Below are 17,191 nucleotides of genomic sequence, written 5' to 3' on the forward strand. Positions count from 1 at the left end.
CTGGGAACGACGCGATGACATCCACGAAGCTTTCCTCGGCCTCGCTACCTGCCTGATCACCCACCGACACGTCCAACGCCTTTGTTAGGACCTCTAAGGCGCTGACCTGGTCCTCAAGGGTTTTCAACACCTCCCATGCTCCTCCGCGAAGCGGAAGACTCCGTAGTACATGAAGCGTGCACTCCCGCCGCGTGGGAGTGGAGAGAACTGCATGGATGCTCTGCCTGTCTGAAAGGGGAAGGGGGGACACGGCAGCCTCACGATGGGGGGTACGGGGGCCGTCGGGCTACAGCGGGCACACACTTTGGGGAGGTAGGCAGCTGCAGCCCGACGGCTGTTCAGGGGGTCCCGCCGGCCAGAGGGGGCGGGTCGGCCGTCGGTGCGGACACCGATCGCTGATCACCGCGATCTGATCGGCCTCTCCTTGGAACCGGCGTGGGAGTCAACGCTTCGTTGGCACGCTCCTCTGCCGGCAAGGGGAGGGAGCACCACGTCATCGTGCCGTCGCGGCTTAAGCCCCACACTTTCGCCAGAGCAGCGACAAGCAGCAGCCCGCGACCGCTCTCGGCGTCGGCGTCCACATCCTGTTGCCGGGCCGGAGTGGGATTTCCGTCCCTCACCTCGATGCGTAGTTCTTCACCCAAGCTCACGACCCGCAGCCGAATCGTGTTGCCGTGGCAGTGCCGCACCGCGTTGGTGACCAGTGCCGAGACGGCAAGCGTGGCCGTGTCGTCCAACGCCATCAGGTCCCAGAGGCGCAGATGCGCCAAGGTGATACGTCGCATGAGCCAGACGCGTGCGTCGGCTGGAGCGAGGGCCACCTCGAAGCTGCGGATGGCCACCCGTTCTGATCCGGCCGGGGTGCGCTGGTCGCAACCCTGTCGGCTGTCCTCGAAGGTGGGTGCCTCACGGAACGTCATGGGCCTATCGCACCGCGCCCTCAAGCGGCCTGACAGGGGAAACCAGAGGGGGGAAACTCGTCAAGGGGGAAACGCGCGGGGGATCTGACGCCATGATTGGGTTCAGTCCACCAACAGAGGTCACACTCATGCCAGCAGATCCGTTCGCTGAGCTGCTCGTCCGCCTACGCAAAAAGGCCGGACGCACACAGGAAGAACAAGTAGAGGCGATCAACGCGGCCTCCGGCCGGGACACGATGACCCGCCGCGAGATCAGTCGGTACGAAAACGGAAGAAACATCCCCACCAACCACACGGTTGCGCATATTGCGACGGCCTGCGGCTTACGCCCTGAACAGATACAGCGGGAAGCAGCAGCCGCCCACGCCCGGCGGAGGAAGGGAGGCCGCCGTGATGGGGAGGACCTGGACGACATGAACCGCAGGACGCTGATTGGCGGTGCCGCACTCGGTATGGCTGCCGCCGCCGAGCCGTGGGGGCGCCTCGCGCACGCCCTGAAGCGAGGAGCCAAGCTCGATTCAGCCGGAGTAGAGGCTCTCACCGATCACGCCGCTGACCGGCACGCGCCGGGAACTGCACATCGGGAACGCTGTCGAGGCCGAGCGGATTCTGGCCGTACTACTGCAGGAGGGCCACCACTCGTCGCCGTAGGTGCCCTCCCCTATCCGCATCCGCACAACAACCTCCACCACTCCCGAGCACGCTCAAGCTCCCGCCCAAGCATGACGAACAGCGCGCCGTGCGGACCACCATCCCGACGACAAGTCACAATGGGGCAGACGTTGGCTGATGCGGCGTTGGGGCCTCTGGGTGGCATTGTGCAATTCCGTGAGCCCGGTGACTTCGACGCACTATTGCGCCCCACCGGCCTTACGTGGCGGGGCCGACACCGACCCAACGCCACAACAGACGGACCAAGGCCGGGTATTGAGACGAAGCTGTGGCTACCATGCTGATCAGCACTCGCCCTCACCGCATGACCAGAGACACCACAAACCGGCCTCTGACCTGCCCAGACACGACCTTCTGCAACACGCTTTACGTCGGACCTCCGCAGTTCCCAGCGCCTCGGTCTGGAAATTCCGAGCAGCCAAACGCTCCGGGGTCGAAGATTCCGTCATGAACAGCAACCTGCCGGATGATTGGTCCCCAGCGGACAATCCGTACGCAATCGCGGTATCGGAATCGAGCTGGCTGCGTGCCACGATCGCCTTGACCGTGGCACGCATGCACGGTGACGACGTCCAAGTCGGCTGGTTCAGCTCGCGACAGATCGACGCACGAACACTGGTCGTCGCCCTGCGCCAGCTCCTCGCCGCGGTCAAGCTCGAACGGATCGCCCTCACGGGCCTCGGCATGGACCCTGCGGTGATCACCGCACTCGATGCCGCCGAGCAGGTCTTCCTTGACGCCCTGCCGAACATCAAGCACGTCCGCGACGGCCTCACTCACTTCGAGGACTGGGCCCGCGGTAAGGGCGGCGGGCCGCAGGCAGACGCCCGCAAGGCCGCTGACCCGCGTGATGTAGCCCGCGACTTCTGGAGCTTCGGCTACGACCCGGTCACCGACACCGTCACCATGGGACCGTTCACCATCTCCGTCAGCGCGGCAGTCCCCGCCGCCAACGCACTGTGCGCCGCGATCTACGCCGCGACACGCGCGGTCGACCAGCGGAGCACGGCCGAGCTACGGAGCCAAGTCGTCCAGGCGCTCACCAACGCGACGATTCCCTGTACTCCCCCGCAGGGCCCGGTCCTCATCTCGCAGGGCGACGACATGCGGGTCTGGCTCTCCCTCAACCTCAGCAGTGTTCCGGACGCAGAACACAAGGAACTGGCAGAGCGCGTTGCCACGGTGATGACTCACGCCAGGCTGCGGCTGACGTCCTCTGCGTTCCCGCAAGCACAGGACATCGCTGCCCGCCTGGTCGCTGACGAGCCGCTGCGCGTGGAGAAGGACAGCCTGTAGATCGGCAGGTCCCCAGGCGCGCCACCGGGGCCATATCCTCATGGGCCGTTTCCTCTTGGGACCGTTTCCGGTCGCACGTCTGCCCTCACCAGTTCAGCGGCGGCCGTCGAAGCGGTCGTCATCGATGTCGGTGGGCAGGGTGTCGAGCTTTGCAAGACTCCCGCCACAGGAAGAAGGGACTGGTCCGCACCACCCGACACGGGCAATCGGAACACATCTCGCTCTACAGCGGGTTCGGGACCTGCTCGCGGATCACCTCTGCTCGCGCGGAGAGCACTCGTCGACGGTGACGGTTACAGACGCGAGGGTCGGATCACCTCCGCTCGCACGGAGAGCACCAGCACGCCTCACGCACCGCGCTGGACAACGGCGGATCGCCTCCGCTCGCGCGGAGAGCACATCTCCTCCTGGGTGGCCTTCGCCCCCTTGGCCGGATCACCTCCGCTCGAGCGGAGGTGAAGCGTGCAGCTGCGTCGCCGACATCCAGGCTCTCTACCCACACACTAGGGGCAAGTGCACGCCGACTGACGTCCCGATCCGATTGGTAATGGCACCCAACCACTGGTCCGTAACTGAGCCTAAGCCGCTAGTCTTTTCGCAGCGACCCCGGCGGGGGTCGGTAAGACAACCGCAAGAGGCCCTACCCCTGAAGGGGTAGGGCCTTTCTGCGTCGCAAGGGGTCTGCGTTGGAGGCGCTTTCGTGCCCGGCGATTCACCTGGAAGCCGTCCCGGCTGCAGCCGGGACGGCATGCTGACGGGGCTTCCCTGGGTCCAGTCTGGGTCCGGAAGAACGGTGCAACCCCGTGAATGATCAACACAGCCGAGGTAGCACCACAGCTGCTGACCTGCACGGACGAGGAAAAGGGGGAAACCCGGGGCAAGGTTTTGACGAGGCGGCGATACGACGGTCACTCGAACGTGGGCTGCGGCTGGGCGGATTCACCGTGGACCTCGCCGACGGCGGCCGGCCGGCGCTGGACCTGGCCCGGCGGACGCCACCGGACGCGATCGTGCTGGACATCTCCATGCCCGGTCTCAGCGGGATCGACGTGTGCCGGACGCTGCGCGCGGAGGACAACGACGTACCCGTCCTGATGCTCTCCGCGCTCGATGAGACCGGCGACCGGATCGCGGGGCTCCAGGCCGGCGGGGACGACTACCTGGTGAAGCCGTTCGCCCTCCAGGAGTTGGTGCTCAGGCTTCAGGCACTGCTGCGGCGCCGGCCGCCGAGGGACACCGACACCGTACGGGTGGGCGGGCTCTCGCTGGATCCGACAGCCCGCACGGTCCGCCTGGACGGACGGCTACTGGAGCTCACCCGGCGGGAGTTCGAGCTGTTGCACGTCCTGGCGCGCAACGCGGGCATCGTGCTCAGCCGGGATCAGCTCCTGGACCGCGTCTGGGGGTACGACTTCGAGGTGCGCACCGACGCGGTGGACACGTTCGTGAGCTATCTGCGCCGCAAGCTGGAGGCACCCGACCGGGCCCGGATCATCCACACCGTGCGGGGCGTGGGGTTCGTGCTGCGCGACGACGGGCCGGAGGCCGGACGATGAGACTGTCCACCCGCATCGCCCTGGCCGTCGGAGCGGCCGTACCGGTCCTGGTACTGGCCACCGGCTGGCTGCTGCTGCGGCTGGTCGCGGCGGATCTGCACGACCAGCAGGACGCCCACCTGCGGCGGAGCGCGGCGGCCGTGGCGAAGGACGCCCGCGGACTGCTGCGCGCGAGCGCCGCGGACCGGTCGGCGGCGGTCGAACGGGCCCGCGAGAGGCGGCTGTTCACCTCCGCTCTGGACGTCGGCGTGCGGCTGATCGGCCCGTCGGAGACGTACACGGGCGGTCCTCAGCCGGACCAGGGGGCGGCGCTTCCCGCGAGCGCGCCGGTGCCGGTCACGCTGCGGGCCGGCGGGAATTCCTGGCGGGTCCTGTCCCAGCGGGTCTCCGGTACGCGTCCCGGGGTGCGCGGCACGCTCTGGCTCTTCGCGCCGGACACCGCCGCGGACACCCAACTGCGCCTGGTGCGCAGGCGACGTGGTGACGGTGGCGCTGCTCGCCGCGCCGCTGTCGGGGCTGCTGGCCGGTGCGGTGGCGGGACGCGCGAGCCGTCCGCTGCGGCGGCTGCGGGACAGCGCGAGCGGTCTGGATCCGCGGACCAGCGCCGCCCGGCTCGACCACACTCCGGCCCGGATCGCCGAGGTCGACGATCTGGCGCACACCCTCCAGACGGTGCTGAGCCGCTACGACGAACAGGCCGCGAGGACCGAGGAAGCACTCGCCACCGCCCGTTCGTTCGCCTCGGCGGCCGCGCACGAGCTGCGCACTCCGCTGATGAGCATGCAGACCAACCTGGAGATCCTCACCGGGCATCCGGCCCTGCCCGCTCCCGACCGCGACGAGGTCCTCGACGACCTGCGCCGCGAACACGCCCGGCTGCTGGGGCTGTTGGTCATGCTGCGCGAGCTCGGCCGCGGAGACCTGGTCGAGGCGGAGGCCTTCGGACCGGTGGATCTCGCGGAGGTCGTCGAGGTGAGCGTGCGGGAGCAGCGACGGCGGCATCCGCTCGCGCACATCACCGCCGACTGTCCGCCGGGGCCACGGGTCCACGGCTGGGAGCCCGGGCTGCGCACGGTCCTGGACAATCTCCTCACCAACGCGCTGGTGCACGGCGGATGCGCCGACGGACGCCCCGCGCGCGTCGATGTCACGTTGCGCGCGGGCGACGACCTCGCCGTCCTGTTCGTCGACGACCGGGGACCGGGGATCGCGCCCGAGCGTCGCGCCGCGGTCTTCGAACGCTTCGAGCGCCGCCCGGACAGTCCGGGATCGGGCCTCGGGCTCACCCTGGTCGCCCAGCAGATCGACCTGCACCGGGGCCGTGTCCGCGTCCTGGAGACGCCGGCCGGAACGGGGACCCGCATCGAGGTCGTGCTCCCGATGCCGGGCGGCGGGGCCGGCGGCGAGGCGACGCTCCCCGCGCAGCGCAACTGGGTGATCAGGACCGCCGGTGACCGGCCACAAGAATTCCACAAGGACGACTCCTAGCGTGCCGGACGTGCGGGCAACCGCCCCGGAGGGAAGAGGAGTTCAGCATGTCGAGGACCACGAGGAAGCCGGCGGCGCCGAGGACCAGGACGACCGTCGTCTCGTTGATGGCGGTCGGCGCGCTGCTCGCCGCCGCGGGCGCCGCGTCGGCCGACGGCACGGGGACGCGGCCGACGGGCGCGCCGACGGGTGACGGCGCGAAGGCGCTCTGCAAGCGGGCGCCGAAGATCGACCGGAGGATCGACCGCATCCTCGACCGGCTGGACGGGGACGCCTCGCGGCGCGGTTCCCTCGCCAGGCTGGAACAGCGGGTGGCCAACGCCAAGTCCGCCGGGAACAAGGAGATCGCGACCTATCTCGACAACCGGCTGACCTTCCGGCGCTCGCTCGTCCCGACCCTGGAGAGCCGCCAGAAGGATCTGGCGGACGTCGAGAAGTGGTGCACGAGCCACGACGACGGGGCCGGCTCCTGATGCGCGCGGCGCGTCTGGCAGCGGCTCTCGTCGTGGCCACGCTGCTGCTGACCGCGTGCGGCGGCACCGGTGACACCGGGAACGTCCCCGCGTCGCCCGGCCCGGCGTCCACGGACGTCGCCCGTCTGCAGAAGCTGGTCGACGGCGCGGAGTCCGCGGCGAGTTCCGCCGAGTCGGACATGGCCCACGACTGACGCCGCGGCAGGCGGCGTCCGCGCGGCCGGGCGGCCGGGCGGCCGGGCGGCCGGGCGGCCGGGCGGGGTGGTCCTGGCCGGCTCGGCACCGGCGAGGCGTCGTCGGCGGCGGCGGCGGGACGCTGTGCGGGAGTCGGCGCCACCGGGCCGGGCGTCCCGGCGGCCGGGCCAGACGGTCCGGCGGCCGGGTCAGGAGGTCCGGCAGCCGGGTCAGACGGTCCGGGCCGGCTGCCGGGCAGCCTGGCCGGGTGTCCGGCGGCGGGGCCGGTCGCCCGGTCCTGCGGCGACGGCTCCGGGCTCCTAACCCGGCCGCTCCATGGGCTCCCGGCCCCGCTGCTCCGCGCGTTCCCGACCCGGCCGCCCCGTGGACTCCTCGGACGTGGGCCGTACGGCCTGGACGTAGGTCAGCCACGGGCGGACGTCCCCGCTCCCCCGGATCCCGAAGCCCGCGCCGGTGACGAGCCCGTCCAGCAGGTCGGTCCGGTTGTGGGACATCGCGTGGCCCAGGCCGCCGTGCACCAGATGGCGACCGACGGCGCTGCGCGGCGGCCGGAACTCGACGACCAGCAGGCGCCCGCCCGGCCGCAGGACACGCCACATCTCCTTGAGGGCGGCCGGCCGGAGTTCCTCCGGCAGGTGGTGCAGCATCAGGCTGGTGACGACGGTGTCGAACGAGCCGTCCGGGTGGGCGAGGTCCTCCGCGACCCCTTCCCGGTAGGTGCACACGGCGCCCTGTCCGGCCCTGTTCCTGCGTCGGGCGTAGGCGAGCACCGAGGACGACGGGTCCACGCCGGTCACCGTTCCCTCCGGCCCGACGACGGCGGCCATCCGCCGGGTCAGGTAGCCGGTCCCGCAGCCCACGTCGAGCACGCGGTCCCCGGTCGCGGCCCCGCTCAGCGCGGCCAGCCGGGAAAAGGCCCGGTTCCGGCGGCCCGCGAAACAGAACGCGCCGCACAGTTCGTAGGCGCGCGGGGCCCCGATCGTCACTCCTGGAGTGTCCGCGTGCGGCTTTCCTTGCATGAGGCGTCCGATGGACATACCGGTCACTCCCTTTAACTTAGTTGCGACTAAGTACGTTACTAACTTAGTCGTGACTAAGGAAACTCGCAAGGGGCCTACGATGGCGGGTGTGACCGACACCGACAAGGCCCCCGCCCACCGGGACAAGGCCCGTACCCGCACCCGGATGCCGGCCGCCGAGCGGCGCGCCTCGATCCTGGCCGCGGCCACCGAGGTCTTCTCCGAGACCGGCTACGAACGGGGCAAGGTCTCCGACATCGCCCGGCGCGTCGGGGTCACGGAACCGGTGGTCTTCCAGAACTTCGGGTCCAAGTCCGCCCTCTACCAGGCGGCCCTCGACCACGTGACCTCGGCGGTCACCGCCCTCCTGACCGAGGCCGCGGACACCGGGCGCCCCGTGCCCGACGTCCTGGCCGCCTTCCTGGACCCGGCCCACATGGACCGCTTCCACCAACGCGGCGCCCATGGCTTCCTCTTCGCCGACGCGGCGGCCCTGGCCCACGATCCGGCCCTCGGCGAGGCCGCGCGGAACATCCACCGGAATTTCGCCGAAGCCCTCGCGGGCCTGCTGCGCCGCGGTCAGAGCGAGGGCGACATCCGCGAGGACGTCAGCGCGGACACCGCCGCCTGGTGGCTGATCTCGCTCCTCGCCGGACGCCCGCTCCGCACCGCGGTCATGCCGGACCGGGCCGCCCAGGAGGCCCGGTTGACGGACATGGCCCTGCGGTCGCTGCTGCCCCCGGGCGCCGAACACGCCCCCGAGCCCCCGGCCGACGATGCGCCGTCCGGCGACTTGCCGTCCGGCGACTTGCCGTCCGACGGCTGACGGCTGACGGCTGACGGCTGACGGCTGACGGCTGACGGCTGACGGCTGACGGCTGACGGCTGAGCGTCCCCGCCCGCACGGAAGCTCTGGGGGACATGCCCGGCCGCATCGATGTGCGGTTCCGCATCGGCGCGCGGCTCGGCCGCCCCGTAGAATGATGGCTTTGTGGACCATAGGGAAGAATCAAGACAAAGTACGCGACACGGCCTTCCCCGGTGAATCGGCCGTCGACGTCGTCCCCGGGCACGGGGGTGCTCAGCCGGCCACACAGCAGAGGTGATCTCCGGTGACTGCCGCCACTCCGCTGATGGTCGTCGACGGCGCGGGCGTCGTCGTCCGGTGGAGCCACAGAGCGCGCGAGATCTGGCTGCGCTCGGACTCCGAGGCCGTGGGGCGAACGGCCCTCGCGATGGTCGCCCCCGACACCGGGCCCTTCGCCGGCGGTGACTCCGGCCACGGCACGAAACCAGGATCCGGACCCCTGGTCATCCATGACGTCGACGGAAACCCGGTCGACCTGCGCGTCCGGGTGATGCCGCTCTCGGACGGCGCGGTCGCGTGGGGCGTCTTCGAGGCCGGCGACGACGATGCCCCCCTCCACGACACACCGACCGCGGTCTTCGACATCCTGCACGCGAACACGCACGAGGCGTTCTTCGTCCTGGACCCCGCGCTGCGCGTCCTCAGCGTCAACGAGGCGGCCTGCGCGCTGACCGGCGTCACGGCGGACAAAGCTCTCGACCGGCCGGTCGCCGAGGTGTGCCGTCCCGCCCGCCCCGAGGAGTTCGAGGACGTCCTGCGGGGCGTGCTCACGGAGGGCACGTCCGTCAGCGACCGCGCCGTCCAGCTCGAACCGGTGGACGGCTCGTCACGGGAGCGCTTCGTGAACGTCTCCGCGTTCCCGCTGGGGAACGCGCGCGGCGTGGTCGTCTCCATGACCGAGGTGACGGAGGCCCTGCGGAGCAGGAGGCGGCTGGAGGCACTCGGTTCCGTACGAGAACGGGTGGGCCGGAGCCTGGACGTCGTCACGACCTGCCAGGAGCTGGTGGACGCGCTGGTGCCCGGCTTCGCCGACATCGCGGTGGTCGAGGTGGTCGACGCGGTGGTGCGGGGCGAGGATCCTCCGCTCAGCCCCCTCGGGCGCGAGATCCCGCTGCGCCGAGCGGCCTTCCGTATCGAGGGCCCCTCCCACAGGGCGCAGGCCCATCCCGTCGGCGACGTGCGGGCCGTGCCGTCGCCGACCCCGTACTCCCAGGTGCTCAGCGATCTCAGGCCACGAACCGTCACGCTGGACAGCGGCACCCCCTGGCTGGACGCCGACCCGGAGCGGGCCCGCGCCATCCGCGCCTCCGGCGCCCGCGTGCTGCTCACCGCCCCGTTGACGCTGCGGGGCGCGGTACTCGGGCTGCTGAGCCTCTACCGCGTACGACAGCACGACGCCTTCGACGAGAACGATCTCGCCATCGCCGAGGAACTGGCCGCGCACACCGCGCTGAGCCTCGACAACGCGCGCCGCTACACCCGCGAGCACACGATCGCGGCGGCGTTGCAACGCCATCTCCTGCCGCCGGAACCCCCGTCACAGACAGCCGTGGAATTCGCGCCGCTGCACATTCCGGCCGACGCGGGAGCGGGCACCTGGTACGACGCGTTCGGTCTGCCCGGCGCCCGTACGGCCCTGGTCATCGGGGAGGTCTCCGGAAGCGGCATCGACGCCGCCACCGCCATGGGCCAGATCCGGACGGTGATCCACACGCTCGCCGCGCTCGACCTGGATCCCGACGAACTGCTCGCCCGCCTCAACGACGCGGTCGTACGGCTCGCCCATGAGCGGGAGTCCCTGCCGGCGAGCGATCCGCTGCACCAGCAGCCGCTCAGGGCCGGCTGTGTCTACGCGATCCACGACCCGCTCCAGGAAACCTGCGTCATGGCGTCCGCCGGCCATCCCGCGCCCGTCGTGGCCCACCCCGGCGGCGTGGTGCACATCCCGCAGATCCCGACGGGCCCCCTTCTGGGCAGCCGGGACGGACCTCCCTTCGCCACCGCCTCCGTCCCCGTGCGGGACGGCAGCGTGCTCGGGTTGCGCACGACGTCGTTCCCGGTTCCCGAGGCCCCCGACGGCGACCGGGCGAAGGACGCGCTGAGCGTCGCGCTGACCCGTCTGGACCGCCCCCTCGGCGACGTACGGGACGAGGTTCTGTACCGGCTGCGCGACACTACGGGCCACCACGACGTCCTTCTGCTGCTGGCCCGCACCCGGGCCTTTCCGCCGGACCGCGTCGCCACCTGGTCCCTCGACTTCGTGCCCACGGCGCCGGCGACGGCACGGCACCACACCCAGGAGCTGCTCCGCGGGTGGCGGGTGGACGAGGAGACCGCCTTCGCCACCGAGCTGATCGTCAGCGAGCTGGTGACCAACGCCCTGCGGTACGGAGCGCCGCCGATCCGGTTGCGGCTCATCAAGGACGGCACGATCACCTGCGAGGTCAGCGACGCCGGCGGAGCGGCTCCGCGCCTGCGTCACGCCCGCACGGCCGACGAAGGCGGCCGGGGCCTGTTCATCTGCGCGCAGATGAGCCACAACTGGGGCATCCGCTACTCGGCGCCGGGCAAGACGATCTGGACGGAACAGATGCTGCCCTAGGATCCGGGCTCCCCGGGCGGGGCTCCTCCGGGCCGGACAGTCAACCGTCCGGAACGAGCCGCGGACGCGGCGTCCGGCGTCCGGCGTCCGGCGTCCGGCGTCCGGCGTCCGGCGTCCGGCGGCTACCGTGCCAGGTCTGCCGCGACCTCGCGGGCCGCGCGGGCTCCCGACGCCAGCGCGCCCTGGACCGACCCCGTGGCCCGGTGGTCCCCGCACACATAGCGGCCGGGAGCCACGCGGGTGCTCCGGCTGAGCGGCTGCGGGGGTGGCATCGCCGGCAGGGCGTCGGGAACGGTACGGACGGTCAGCAGGTCCCACCGCGAGGTGTCGGTGCCATACACCTCGGCGAGCGCGTCGCGCAGCCAGGTCTCCCGGCCCTCCTGGTCGTGCCCGAGGACCGAGGTGGCGATCAGCGACATCCCGGGCGGGGCGTAGCCGCGGACCGCTTCGCTCAGGACGCAGGTGTTGAGGAAACGCCTTCTGGTGTCCGTCAGCAGGACGGGTTCGGCCAGCGGTGAACGGGTCGCGGCGTGGTAGTACGTCGTCACGACGCGGTAGTCGGGGAGGTCCAGCCCCGGCAGCAGCCGGGCGGCCGGTCCCGGCCCCGTGGCCACGACCACGGCCCGCGCGGCGAGTTCGCCCCCGGCGTCCACCTCGACCCCGTCGTCCGTGAGCCGCGTGACCGGCGTGCCGAGACGTACGGCGTCAGGCGGCAGCGCCTCGGCCAGCAGGCGAGGCACCGCCCCGATGCCGGCGCCGGGCAGACACAGGGTGCCGCGCAGCATGCTGCGCCAGACGAGATGGAACACCCGGCCGGAGGTCTCCAGCTGGTCCTCCAGGAAGACCCCGGACAGGAAGGGGCGGAAGAACCGCTCCACGAACTCCTCGGAGAATCCGGCCGCGGCCAGCGCGGTGCGGGTCGTACGGTCCTCTCCGCGTTTGAGCCAGCCGGCGGGGGCGAGCATGTCCCGGCCGGACAGGGCGGCCAGCGCGATCAGGTCACGGGTTCCCGCGAGGCGCCCCGGGCGCAGGTCGCCCAGGCGCCGCCGGCCACGGGTCGGGTCCTCGAAGCGCAGCGGCCCGTCCTCGGTGTGGACGAGGACGCCGGGTGTGAAGGGCCGCAGCCGCAGCTCGCGCAGGGCGAGCCGGCGCCGGACCTGTGGATAGGACGTGTTGAAGACCTGGAAGCCGCGGTCGACGACAAAGCCTTCGTGCGGGTCGGAGCGCATCCGGCCGCCCACGCCGTCCGAGGCCTCCAGAAGCCGGACCCCGAAGCCGTACCCGGCGAGATCGCGGGCGCACGCCAGACCGGCGAGCCCGCCTCCGACGATCAGGACATCGGGCACACCGCGCTTCGCGGTCATGGGCACCATCCTCCGAGCAGCCGGTCCGTCCGCGCGCCGACGGGCACGCGGAGGTGGTCCGGGCACAGGACGGCGGCCCCGCGCCGTCACACGCGCCCTCCTGAACCGATCTTCCCGCCGGGCCCGCCCGGCGGATGCGGGGCCACGCCGGTGGACCGCCCCACGTGTCCGAAGGACCGCGTCACGCGACGCGCCCCTTTGCGACACCGCGAACACCGGGCACACCGGGAACTCCGGAGACGCCGTGCGCTCCGGGCGCTTCAGGCACTCCGGGTCCCGCAGGCACTCCAGGCACCACAGACACCGCAGACACCGCAGACACTTCAGGGACTCCGAACACTCCGGTCACCCCGGGCGGAATAGATGGTTATCGACCGATGTTCACCCCAATGTGGAGCGGAGCGGCCTCCGCACACAAGCGGCCCCGGCTGGTCTCCCCCGTCCAGCCGGGGTCTCCCCTTCTCCAAGGCGCCCGGAGACAGCGAAAGGCCGCCGGCGCCGCCCCGCAGAGGGGGGCACCGGCGGCCGGTGTCGCGTCAGTGTCCGGAGCCGTAGTGGCCGCCGAGCTGGTCGCGGTAGTGCGGATCGCCGAGGTGCTTCTCCTTGTCGAACTCCGGTGCCGCCTTGATCTCGTCCTTGGTCCGGGAGACATGGATCGTCTTGTCCTCGTGACTGACCGCCGTGATCGTTCCGGCGGGCAGCAGGACCTCCTTGCCGAAGATCCAGACGCCGGTGTCGACGACGATGTACTGAGAACCGACCTCGTCGGAGTGCTTGTCGACCTTGCCGATGTGGCCGTCGGCGGCCTCCACCCGGTAGCCGGAGAGATCGGCGTCGGGCGTGTGCCCGCTGGTCGGGCCGTAACCCCAAAGGTTCTCGTTCACGAAGAAGTCCTCCAACTCGTCCACGGACGCGCGCCGCGATCCCGAAAAGGAATCCGCAGGCCCGTCCTTCGGTGACCGGATCGCGGTCACCATGTCCCGGCGCGATTTCCGCCGGAGTCGACGGGTGTCCCCTTCCGGGCCGTTGACACCCGCTCACCGCGATTCCCCGGATTCCCGTCGCCGCCGGCACCTTCATCTCGGCCCACAGGTTCTTCACAGACGCGGTTTCGAGTGGCCTGAAACCGACGACTCAGCCGAAACTCGTCGCGGCCTGGACCACGGCCACCCCAACCGGTCGGACCGGGACGTTCCGGATGCGGTCGACTCCGGGCCGCACAAGCACAGGAACGTTTCACTGAGTAGTCAGCCGAACGCCCAAGGTGACGATCGCACCGTCATCACCGCGCCCAATGATCACCCGTTCGATGGACGCGCTTTTCCGTCATGTCTGGCAGCAAGCACACGAAAGCTCCACAGAGACACCACTATGTGACCCGACGAACGCGTCGACGACCACGTCTGAGGGGGGCTGTGGCGTCGCGCCAGGGGGTGGCCGGCTCCATGGGAGCGGTGATCACCCCTGCCCGGGGAGGGGACTTCACCGCATGAAGCGGACCATTCGCGCGACCGCGCCCGCCGCAGGTGCGCTCATCGCCTCGTCCGGCCCATCGGCCGGCACGGCGCACGCGGACACCGCGCACGTACTCGACAGCCACGACCTGCCGACGGGTGTACCCGAGCAGGTCCCCTACAGCCCGGACAACTGAGCCGCGCACCGACCGAAGGTCCCGTCCGCGCCTCAGCGGACGGGACGGGCCCGACCACCCCAACCTCGGCCGTGGAGCACATCCATGCACGTTCCCCGCGGCGCGCGCAGCCTCAGCACGACGCGCGTCACCCTGCTCACCGAAGGCACCTACCCGCACAGTCACGGCGGCGTCAGTGTCTGGTGCGACCAACTCGTCGACGGGATGCCCGACTTCGACTTCGACGTCATCGCCGTGACCGGCACCGGACGTGAACCGATCGTGTGGGACATCCCCGCGCAGGTCACGGACATCGTCACGGTCCCCATGTGGGGGCCCTCACCCGAAGGCCGCCCTCCGCGCGGGCGGTGCCGCAGGCAACTCGCCCGCGTCTACGAGCAGTTCCTGACCGCTCTGGTCGATCCGGGCGCCGAGGACGGGTTCTCCACCGCCCTGTACGCGATGGCGCGGGCCGCGGCGGAGGGGACGCTGAGTCCCTTCCTGCGCGGCGACCGGGCGATCGGCGTCCTGACCGCGGTGTGGAACCGCCCGGGGCTGGCCGTCCGCGAGGCCCGGCCGACCCTGCACGACGCCATCACCGCGACCGCTCTGCTGGAGCACGCGCTGCGCCCGCTCACCGCACCCCTGCCCGAGCACGGGGTGGCGCACGCGGTCAGCGGCGGCGTCGCCGTGCTGCCGGGTCTGGCCGCGCTCGAACGGCACGGCGTCCCGCTGCTGTTGACCGAACACGGCGTCTATCTGCGCGAGCGCTACCTCGGCTACCGCACCGCCCCGTACCGCTGGCCGGTCAAGGCGGTCGTGCTGGGCTTCTTCCGGCTGCTCGCCGAGGAGACGTACCGGCGCGCGGCCCTGATCACCCCGGGCAACCGCTACAACCGGCTGTGGGAGGAGCGGGGCGGTGCCGCGCCCGAGTCGATCCGTACGGTCTACAACGGCGTGGACCCCGCAGCGTTCCCGCCGGCCGGTCCCGAGCCACAGCTGCCGACGCTGAGCTGGGCCGGGCGCGTCGACCCGATCAAGGATCTGGAGACCCTGATCCGGGCGTTCGCTCTCGTGCGGGACCGACTCCCGGACGCGCGACTGCGGTTGTTCGGCGGCACCCCGCGCGGGGGCGAGGCCTACCGCGAACGCTGCGAGGCCCTGGCCGCCGAGCTGGGGCAGGCGGAAGCGGTCACCTTCGAGGGCCGTGTGGACGACATCAAGGACGCCTACGCCGCGGGCAGCGTCGTGATGCTCTCCAGCATCAGCGAGGGATTCCCGTTCACCCTGATCGAGGCCATGTCCTGCGGGCGGGCGACCGTGTCCACGGACGTGGGCGGGGTGAGCGAGGCCGTCGGCGACAGCGGTCTCGTCGTCCCGCCGCGCGATCCGGCCGCCATGGCCGCCGCCGCGCTGGAACTGCTCGGCGACACCGGACGGCGCGCCTCGATGGGCGAGGCGGCCAGGCTGCGCGTGATCGATCAGTTCACCCTGCGGCAGACGGTCGACACGTTCCGGACCATCTACGGGGAACTGTCGGCGCTCGGCGGGCTCGTCCCGGGCGTCTCCGCGACGGCCGGCGCCCCGCTCGCGGTGCCCGGTGGCCGGGCCGCCGCGTCCACGTCGAGGAGCCTCGCCGGATGAGCGGACCCATGGCGCTGGAACCCGGCGGCACGGGGGGCGACACGCTGTCCCTGCGGCTCGCCGACGCCCGTACGCCCGTCCGGGCCGCACCCGGCCGCGGCCCGGACGGCGAGGCCGTCGACCGGCTCGCCGCCGAACTGGCCGAGGGCATCGGCCCGGCGGTCCACCCGTACGAGGTGGCGGCCCTGCTGGAGTCGGAGGGACTGACCGCCGAGATCATCCAGGAACGGTACGGGCATCCGGACCTCTTCTCGCTCGCCTCCGCGCTGTACGAGCGGGTGCCGCGCACCTTTCCCGAGCCACCGCGACCGGCCGATCCATGGCGTCCGGACCCGGTGCGCTGCGGTTTGCGCGGGGCCCTGTTCGCTCTGCCGGGCCTCGCCTATCTGCTGACCGGGCGGCTGTGGCACGCGGGCCGGGATCTCGACGTCCTGGTGGTGGCCGGCCTCGTCTCCTGGGCGTGGGGCCAGGCGCTCGGGCACCGTGCCCATGTGCGGATGGCCACGGGCCGCCGCGAAGCGGGCCGGACACTGCTCAAGGGGGCGCCGCTCGGCGCGCTCGCCGCGACGGGGGCCGGGGCGCTGGTCGCCGGGTCCGGCACCGCGATCGGGGTCGCCGCGGCACAGTCGGTGTATCTCGCGGCGGCCGGGGTGCTGCTCGTCCTGGGCGGGGAGCGGCTGCTGCTGGCCGCGCTCACCCCGCTGATCGCCGGTGCGGCGGCGCTGCCCTGGTGGGACCCCGGGACCGCGGGGCGCGTCGCCCTGGCGCTGCTGTCCGTGCTCGGTTCGGCCGCGGCGGCCGGCTGGGCGCTGCGGTCCACGGCCGGTGCCTCACCGGTCCCGGGCGCGGACCGTCCGTCGCTGCTGCGGTCGCTGCCGTACGGCGTGTTCGGACTGTCCGCCGGGGTGCTGGTGCTGCTGGAGGGCCGGCAGCACCCGTACGCCGTGGTCGTGCTGACCGTGAGCATGGGTCCGGCGGAGTGGCTGCTGTACCGGTATCGCGGGATGTCGGTGTCGGCGCTGCGGGCGACCGCGACCCCGCCCGCCTTCCTGCTGCGTTCGACCGGCGTCCTCGGTCTCTGTCTGCTGCTCTACGTGCTCCCGCTGCTGCCCGCGGCCCTGCTCGTCGGCGCGGAGCCGGTCCCGTTGCTGCTGCTCGCGGCCACGTTGTGGACCGCGTTGCTGCTCCAGGCCTTCGGGGCGGCCTGGCAGCCGGCCGCGGTCTGCCTGGCGGCGGCCTGCGGCGCCGCCTCGGCCACCATGCTCCGTTCGCTGCCGGGCGCCCTGGCGCTGACCCTGTCCTGCGGCACGGCCTGCCTGTGTCTGGCGGTGTGTGCCGTGCGGCTGCTGGGACGGCCGGCCCCGCACGCCTGAACCACCCACCCGGCACAGCCCTTCCGGACGGCTCCGGTGGGCCACCGTGCCTTCCTCCGCATCACCCATCACCTCTCATCACCTCCCATCA

Annotated in this window: 16 protein-coding genes; 11 read left to right on the forward strand and 5 right to left on the reverse strand. The window is 71.7% G+C overall.

Annotated elements, in window-relative coordinates:
- Window positions 1-338: 338 nt before the first annotated feature.
- Entirely contained in the window at window positions 339-920 is a 582-nt protein-coding gene (locus tag ACF07B_RS35580) for an ATP-binding protein (RefSeq protein ID WP_392181941.1), read from the reverse strand.
- Window positions 921-1,048: 128 nt separating this feature from the next.
- Between ACF07B_RS35580 and ACF07B_RS35585 the strand changes: the two genes are divergently transcribed.
- The 3 genes from ACF07B_RS35585 to ACF07B_RS35595 all read left to right on the forward strand — a co-directional run bounded on the left by ACF07B_RS35585 (window position 1,049) and on the right by ACF07B_RS35595 (window position 4,444).
- The gene (locus ACF07B_RS35585) at window positions 1,049-1,876 is read left to right on the forward strand and encodes a helix-turn-helix domain-containing protein (protein ID WP_392181942.1); all 828 of its coding nucleotides are present in this window, start codon (window positions 1,049-1,051) and stop codon (window positions 1,874-1,876) included.
- Between the two features lie 163 nt (window positions 1,877-2,039).
- Window positions 2,040-2,888 carry a hypothetical protein gene (locus tag ACF07B_RS35590; protein ID WP_392181943.1) on the forward strand — a complete coding sequence of 283 codons (849 nt, stop codon included), beginning with the start codon at window positions 2,040-2,042 and terminating at the stop codon, window positions 2,886-2,888.
- Window positions 2,889-3,733: 845 nt separating this feature from the next.
- Entirely contained in the window at window positions 3,734-4,444 is a 711-nt protein-coding gene (locus tag ACF07B_RS35595) for a response regulator transcription factor (protein WP_392182067.1), read from the forward strand.
- A gap of 289 nt (window positions 4,445-4,733) precedes the next feature.
- Here ACF07B_RS35595 and ACF07B_RS35600 read toward each other — a convergent pair whose 3' ends face one another.
- Window positions 4,734-4,895, reverse strand: a complete 162-nt coding sequence (locus ACF07B_RS35600; protein WP_392181944.1) for a hypothetical protein — start codon at window positions 4,893-4,895, stop codon at window positions 4,734-4,736.
- 26 nt (window positions 4,896-4,921) lie between these two features.
- On the opposite strand from ACF07B_RS35600, the gene ACF07B_RS35605 reads away from it, so the two are divergent.
- Genes ACF07B_RS35605 through ACF07B_RS35615 form a run of 3 tightly spaced genes read left to right on the forward strand, consistent with a single transcriptional unit; the run spans window position 4,922 to window position 6,599 of the window.
- Window positions 4,922-5,932, forward strand: a complete 1,011-nt coding sequence (locus ACF07B_RS35605) for a sensor histidine kinase (protein ID WP_392181945.1) — start codon at window positions 4,922-4,924, stop codon at window positions 5,930-5,932.
- A gap of 47 nt (window positions 5,933-5,979) precedes the next feature.
- Window positions 5,980-6,405, forward strand: coding sequence for a hypothetical protein (locus tag ACF07B_RS35610; protein WP_392181946.1), 426 nt, complete (start codon window positions 5,980-5,982; stop codon window positions 6,403-6,405).
- Window positions 6,405-6,599, forward strand: a complete 195-nt coding sequence (locus ACF07B_RS35615; RefSeq protein ID WP_392181947.1) for a hypothetical protein — start codon at window positions 6,405-6,407, stop codon at window positions 6,597-6,599. Before ACF07B_RS35610 ends, ACF07B_RS35615 begins: the two co-directional genes overlap by 1 nt.
- A gap of 300 nt (window positions 6,600-6,899) precedes the next feature.
- Here the strand turns inward: ACF07B_RS35615 and ACF07B_RS35620 are convergent, their stop codons facing one another.
- Complete coding sequence (locus ACF07B_RS35620; protein WP_392181948.1) at window positions 6,900-7,637, reverse strand: class I SAM-dependent methyltransferase; 738 nt, start codon at window positions 7,635-7,637, stop codon at window positions 6,900-6,902.
- A 91-nt stretch (window positions 7,638-7,728) separates the two neighbouring features.
- Between ACF07B_RS35620 and ACF07B_RS35625 the strand changes: the two genes are divergently transcribed.
- Together ACF07B_RS35625 and ACF07B_RS35630 are read left to right on the forward strand one after the other, a co-directional pair.
- Complete coding sequence (locus ACF07B_RS35625; protein ID WP_392181949.1) at window positions 7,729-8,445, forward strand: TetR/AcrR family transcriptional regulator; 717 nt, start codon at window positions 7,729-7,731, stop codon at window positions 8,443-8,445.
- A 286-nt stretch (window positions 8,446-8,731) separates the two neighbouring features.
- Window positions 8,732-11,089, forward strand: a complete 2,358-nt coding sequence (locus tag ACF07B_RS35630; RefSeq protein WP_392181950.1) for a SpoIIE family protein phosphatase — start codon at window positions 8,732-8,734, stop codon at window positions 11,087-11,089.
- 122 nt (window positions 11,090-11,211) lie between these two features.
- On the opposite strand, the gene ACF07B_RS35635 is transcribed toward ACF07B_RS35630, so the two are convergent.
- Complete coding sequence (locus tag ACF07B_RS35635; RefSeq protein ID WP_384239315.1) at window positions 11,212-12,453, reverse strand: NAD(P)/FAD-dependent oxidoreductase; 1,242 nt, start codon at window positions 12,451-12,453, stop codon at window positions 11,212-11,214.
- A gap of 536 nt (window positions 12,454-12,989) precedes the next feature.
- Entirely contained in the window at window positions 12,990-13,337 is a 348-nt protein-coding gene (locus tag ACF07B_RS35640) for a PRC-barrel domain containing protein (protein WP_369483278.1), read from the reverse strand.
- A 605-nt stretch (window positions 13,338-13,942) separates the two neighbouring features.
- On the opposite strand from ACF07B_RS35640, the gene ACF07B_RS35645 reads away from it, so the two are divergent.
- The 3 genes from ACF07B_RS35645 (at window position 13,943) to ACF07B_RS35655 (ending at window position 17,100) form a co-directional block, all read left to right on the forward strand.
- Window positions 13,943-14,104: a hypothetical protein gene (locus ACF07B_RS35645; protein ID WP_392181951.1), complete on the forward strand. Its 162-nt coding sequence runs from the start codon at window positions 13,943-13,945 to the stop codon at window positions 14,102-14,104.
- 84 nt (window positions 14,105-14,188) lie between these two features.
- A complete protein-coding gene (gene pelF, locus ACF07B_RS35650; RefSeq protein WP_392181952.1) occupies window positions 14,189-15,727 on the forward strand; it encodes a GT4 family glycosyltransferase PelF in 1,539 nt (512 codons plus the stop codon).
- On the forward strand, window positions 15,724-17,100 hold the full coding sequence (locus ACF07B_RS35655; protein ID WP_392181953.1) for a hypothetical protein: 1,377 nt from the start codon (window positions 15,724-15,726) through the stop codon (window positions 17,098-17,100). The genes pelF and ACF07B_RS35655 overlap by 4 nt, the downstream gene beginning before the upstream one ends.
- The last annotated feature ends 91 nt before the right edge of the window (window positions 17,101-17,191 follow it).

It is taken from the genome of Streptomyces sp. NPDC015532, from assembly GCF_043078065.1.
In the GTDB taxonomy this organism is placed as follows: domain Bacteria; phylum Actinomycetota; class Actinomycetes; order Streptomycetales; family Streptomycetaceae; genus Streptomyces.